The sequence below is a fragment of the Flaviflexus huanghaiensis genome (genome assembly GCF_014118685.1).
GTDB lineage: Bacteria > Actinomycetota > Actinomycetes > Actinomycetales > Actinomycetaceae > Flaviflexus > Flaviflexus huanghaiensis.
In genome coordinates this window covers 1-2,474 of record NZ_JACFAK010000030.1, presented here as the reverse complement: position 1 = coordinate 2,474, position 2,474 = coordinate 1, and the positions used below count along the sequence as shown (strand labels likewise).

The following is a 2,474-nucleotide window of genomic DNA, read 5'->3' as shown; positions in this document are numbered from 1 at the left end:
CAAAACAAACAACCCACAACGAAACGAACTTCCAAACCAGAAGAACTCCCGCGGAGCAACCTCTCCATCCTAACGAACCAGACCAAGACCGGCAAACCCAGACCACATGATCCACGCCACCCAGCCCCACCCAACCCGAAGATCCAGAGGCGATCCTCCCGAACCAGCCGGAAGCAACCCCGTAAACTTAAACCCCCACCACAACCCCCGTCAAACCCACCCACCGTGACCCTCCTAACACACCCACACCACACCTGCGAAGCACCCTTTCCACAGGCCTACGACCTGCGCGAACACAGAAGTTGGAGTCGAATACACTCTCGTGGTGAGCACACCTGGAGCCCGACCTCGCGCAAAGGACTCGTTATCGAGGTGCTCTCTCGTACGCGGATGATTGGACACCGCCTACGGGGCGTCGAGCCGAATTGTTGCGCAGACCACGAGCAGAGTCGGTCGATGTCGAGAGTCGAGCTGTCTGCCAACTCAACGGCAGCATGGCGTAACAGTGCCAATGTGAGCAACGACGCCGCTATCCGTTCCTTTAGACAACGCCTATGCGCTTGTGTTTTGGACTGGACTTCGTCGCGAGTGGACAATGCGCCGGCTCGTCGGTCGCCACCACTGACCACCAGATCGGTCGGTGGACCTAGAAGCAGCGGGTTCCGGAAGTCAGTTCCTACGATTGCGAAAAAAATTCTGCAGTAACCGGTACGCCGTCATACACCAGTTCGCACTCACGCTTCCCGATCTGGAAGTACGCGGACGTACGCCAGCCACTCTCGGCACATCATCGTGGCCTTCACGCCGAGCTCGACGTCAACATCAATGATGGGCGTCGATTCACTTGGTTTCTCGAACGCTCACAACCGCTGACAAACGACGATTGCTTGTTTATGTAGTGAGAAGGCTCCGCCCTCACATCAGCTGTCGGCGGCAATCAGCAGATCGAGCACGAGCTCTGCCGGCGCAACACTGACGCGCCCGTCGCGCTCGGTCTCAATTCCAGCGGGTTGCTGCAAATGTTGGGCGGCCACCTTTAGGTAAGTGAAGGTGGCAATCTGTTGAGCTCACACAGCGTCAGGACCGCGGAGCAACCGCGATCGCTACGAGGATGAAGACCGCTCCACATAAGGCGTTAAGAGCCACGTTTTTGAGGCACGCGATTCTTGTGGGCAATCGGGCGGAGCACTACATGTCCCAGCCGTCGCCGGTTCTCGAGCCGATCAACGGTGAACTTCAGCGATACGTGTGCCGTTTCAGGGGCGATAGATCAATTGCGATATCAAGGCCCTAGATGTAGTTCCTCGGGAGGTTGTGAACGCTCGAGGTAGATGAAGACCTCCGGCAGGATGTGGGTTACCACACTCGCATCCAGTAACCGGAGGTCTTCATGTCCCACGCTAACGCACCATTGACCCCTGTGGGCCGGCAGCGTCTGGCTTCTCTCATTGTCGATCAGGGATGGTCGATCAGACGCGCAGCGGAGCGGTTCCAGGTTTCGCCTGCAACCGCGTCGAAATGGGCATCCCGATACCGCGCGGGTGAGTCTCTCGCGGATCGGTCCTCTCGACCGCACCACTCACCTGCGAGGCTTGCCAAGCGGCGCGAGCATCGCATCATCAGCCTACGGTTCACCCGCCGGTGGGGACCGCACCGGATCAGCTACCACCTGGGTATACCGCGGTCCACGATCGAACGCGTCCTTGCCCGGTACCGGATGCCCCTGCTGGCGCACGTGGATCAAGCAACAGGGCTGCCGGTCCGTAAGCCTCGACCCGTGCGCTACGAGAAACAGCGTCCGGGCGAGCTCGTGCATGTCGACATCAAGAAACTCGGCCGTATCCCTGACGGTGGTGGACATCGCATGCTCGGACGCGCCAACGGCAAGCGTAACCGTCGCCATGGCGTCGGGTACGCGTTCTTGCATCACGCGGTCGATGACTACTCACGCCTGGCCTACTCCGAGATCCTTGCCGACGAGAAGAAGGAAACCGCAGCCGAGTTCTGGAATCGAGCCCGAACATTTTTCGCTCAGGCCGGAGTGACCATCACGCAGGTGATGACCGATAACGGCTCCTGTTACCGCTCCCGGGTGTTCGCAGCCGCGCTCGGACCTGGTGTGAAACATCGCTTCACCCGCCCCTATCGGCCCCAGACCAACGGGAAAGTCGAACGATTCAACCGCACCCTGGCCACCGAGTGGGCCTACACCCAGCTATACGAAAGCGACGGAGCCAGGGCCGCAACATACAGCACCTGGCTCCACCACTACAATCATCACCGACCCCACACCGGAATCGCAGGACAAACTCCCTCAGACCGCGTTCATAACCTCACTGGGAAGTACTGTCTGTGATCAACTATTTGTAGGTCGTTTCAGCTCTGGTTGTGTGCCATGTGAGCGGCCTGTTTCAGGCCAAAAGAGCGCTAAGAAGTAGGCCAGACAATCCCCGTTCAGGGGAAGCCTTCATTTT

The 2,474-nt window shown here is 59.0% G+C and carries 1 protein-coding gene; it reads left to right on the top strand.

Annotated features, from left to right (window positions below):
- Positions 1–1,390: 1,390 nt before the first annotated feature.
- Positions 1,391–2,356, top strand: coding sequence for an IS481 family transposase (locus H7E91_RS11390; protein ID WP_182355235.1), 966 nt, complete (start codon positions 1,391–1,393; stop codon positions 2,354–2,356).
- Positions 2,357–2,474 lie beyond the last annotated feature (118 nt).